General features: G+C 40.6%; 4 protein-coding genes. 3 read left to right on the top strand and 1 reads right to left on the bottom strand.

Features of this window, described 5'->3' with window-relative positions; genetic code table 11:
* From C7B77_RS27825 to C7B77_RS27815, 3 genes are all read left to right on the top strand, one after another.
* On the top strand, positions 1-337 hold a 337-nt coding region (locus tag C7B77_RS27825; protein ID WP_181244061.1), incomplete at its 5' end, for a DUF1361 domain-containing protein.
* Between the two features lie 174 nt (positions 338-511).
* Complete coding sequence (locus tag C7B77_RS27820) at positions 512-1,573, top strand: sulfate ABC transporter substrate-binding protein (RefSeq protein WP_106312708.1); 1,062 nt, start codon at positions 512-514, stop codon at positions 1,571-1,573.
* Positions 1,574-1,783: 210 nt separating this feature from the next.
* Positions 1,784-2,344, top strand: a complete 561-nt coding sequence (locus C7B77_RS27815) for a RipA family octameric membrane protein (protein ID WP_146138569.1) — start codon at positions 1,784-1,786, stop codon at positions 2,342-2,344.
* A gap of 3 nt (positions 2,345-2,347) precedes the next feature.
* Here C7B77_RS27815 and C7B77_RS27810 read toward each other — a convergent pair whose 3' ends face one another.
* Positions 2,348-2,614 (bottom strand): hypothetical protein, encoded by a 267-nt coding sequence (locus tag C7B77_RS27810; protein ID WP_146138568.1) that lies wholly within the window; start codon positions 2,612-2,614, stop codon positions 2,348-2,350.
* Positions 2,615-2,673: the final 59 nt, after the last annotated feature.

The following is a 2,673-nucleotide window of genomic DNA, read 5'->3' as shown; positions in this document are numbered from 1 at the left end:
AATTTATATTATCTTTATCGGTACTGGTTGGTTTTCTTATGTATTTTCACTGGTAAATTTAGATATCTATTTTAGCAAAAATCATTGGGATCGCTATACAAACTTTGCCGAATTAAGCCTGCATATATTATGTGCGATCGGGATTTATATCGGTAGATTCTTGCGTTTTAATAGCTGGAGCTTGGTTACCCAACCCAAACATTTTCTCAGCATTCTCCCTGGCGAATTAATCGGTAAATTTCCCTTGGTTGTAATTGTCCTAACCATCGCTATTATTGCGGGTTTGTACGCGCTCTGCAAACCGCTCGTTGCCAAGTCTTCGCTCTATCGAGAATAAGCTATGCGCCTAACAGCTACACCTAAAGCCCAAAGCCTAAAGCCTAAAACCTAAAGCCTAAAACCCACTCCATTGACCTATAGTGTGGATGTTGCTAAGACGATCTTTAGACTTGAACACTATTCCGACCTAAATATAGTAGAATACAGTAGATATATTTTTAGAGGCAACGTCATGACGGTCAGCCAACGGGTGACAAGATCGATTCTTCGTAGGAGACAGGCAATCGCAGGAGTACTGATTGGTGCGAGTTTGAGCATAAATTTGGCAGCTTGCGGCAACAGTAGCAACACTTCCCAGTCTGGTGCGGGACAAAAAAAGGATGTCGAAATTACCCTCGTTGGCTATGCTGTCCCCAAAGCCGCTCACGATGTAATTATTAGAAAGTTTGCCGCCAAATGGCAGCAAGAGCAAAACCAGAAAGTCACTTTCAAACAAACATATGGCGGATCTGGTTCGCAACCCCGCGCCGTAATTGATGGTTTACCTGCCGATATCGTGCATTTAGCGGTAGGTAGCGACGTCGATAAACTAGCCCAATCTTCTCTAGTAGCAAAGGATTGGGATAAGAAGTTACCCAATAATGCTATTGTCGCGCGCAGCGTCGTCGCGATCGTCACCCGTCCCGGCAATCCCAAGCAAATCAAATCTTTTGCAGATTTGGCGCGTCCCGATGTCAAATGGGTAACCGCCAACCCCAAAACCTCTGGCGGCGCGCGGTGGAATTTCTTAGCATTATGGAATAGTGCGATTAAGGCTGGCGGAAATGAAGCTAAAGCCATGGAACTCGTAACTAACGCCTTCAAAAATGTCGTCGTTCAGCCCAAAGATGCCCGCGAAGCTACCGATGCGTTTGCCAAACAGGGACAGGGCGATGCTTTATTAAACTATGAAAATGAGACTATCTTTGCTAAAGAAAGAGGTCAATCGCTCGATTATGTCGTGCCAGATGTGAATATTTCGATCGAAAGTCCAGTGGCGATTGTCGATAAAAATGTTGAAAAACATGGCAATCGCGAAGTCGTGGAAGCTTTTGCTAGATACATGTTCGCGCCCGAATCGCAAGCCGAATTTGTAAAATTAGGTTATCGCCCAGCAGCGACAGTCGCAGATCCTCGCTTCCCGCAGGTAAAAACGCTCAGTACGATCGCCGACTATGGTGGTTGGAATACCGTTCAGAAGAAATTCTTTGAAGATGGTGGTGTCTACGACAAAATTGAAGCTGGCAATAAATAGTTAAGACATCAGACACCGATCGCCAAGACAAGTATGGTATTCTCGATCGAGAATATCGTATTTTTTTGCGGTTAATTTCTAATTTCCGCTCTAAAGCGGCTGCAATTTTGCCAATATAGATAAAGAATTTCCCTCACGATAGGGATTGACTTCTTCCCACCGAGCATCGAGCGATCACAAGTCATCAGTATGAGAATGGATCTGAATAATATGCAAAATGAAAAGCCTAGCCCCATATCCAATCTTGCTTCTGACGAAGATAAACCTAATGGCAAAGAATTACCCACAAAACAAAGTTATGGGAATGAATTTAATACTCATTTTTTAGAGCAGTATAAACTATATGTTGAAATGGCAGATAGAGTAAGTTCACGAAGAGTTCAAATAGCTAGTCTTTATACTTCGATATTATCGGCTCTTCTAGCTTTGCTTTCCATTACAAGCAACAAAGAGCTTTTCCAAGGATCGCAGAGTGTTGTTATTCTTACTATGTCAGTCCTTGGATTATGTCTTTGTTTAGCGTGGTATATAAATATTAATTCATATAAACAGCTTAATAGACTTAAATTTAAAGTTATCCATAAGATGGAATCTCATTTACCCTTCCCATGCTATCGTATGGAGTGGGAAATTCTTTCAAACGACACCGATCTTCAAAAGTATTTTCGCTTAACTGCAATCGAGAAGTATATCCCAGTAATTCTTGCTACACCTTATTTGTGTTTATTTGTTTATTCCTTAATTAAGGTATTTGGCAAATCAATTAGTTAAATACTAATAATTTAATTCAAGCAATGGGACAAGAGCATTATGAATTTTGTATCGATCAGAACCTAATCTTTTAGCCTTGACATTAATTATGTCTTTACTATCAAAGGCATATTCAAATTCAAACATGTTTTCTTTAACTTCCTTCCCAAGTAATGATAAAGACGATAAGTGTTCAATCAAATAATCTAAGTGTTCTTCTGAATCAGGCAAATTTGCTGCACTCATAGCCAATCGCAAAACCTGTTTTTCAACTACTCCCTTCCCGCTCAAAGAGTATAGAAAGAGGTACAATTACTAAATAAGGGGGAAAAGATGAATGAATCTGAGCC

It is taken from the genome of Chamaesiphon polymorphus CCALA 037, from assembly GCF_003003845.1.
Taxonomy (GTDB): Bacteria; Cyanobacteriota; Cyanobacteriia; order Cyanobacteriales; family Chamaesiphonaceae; genus Chamaesiphon; species Chamaesiphon polymorphus.
This window is presented reverse-complemented; position numbering and strand designations above follow the sequence as displayed.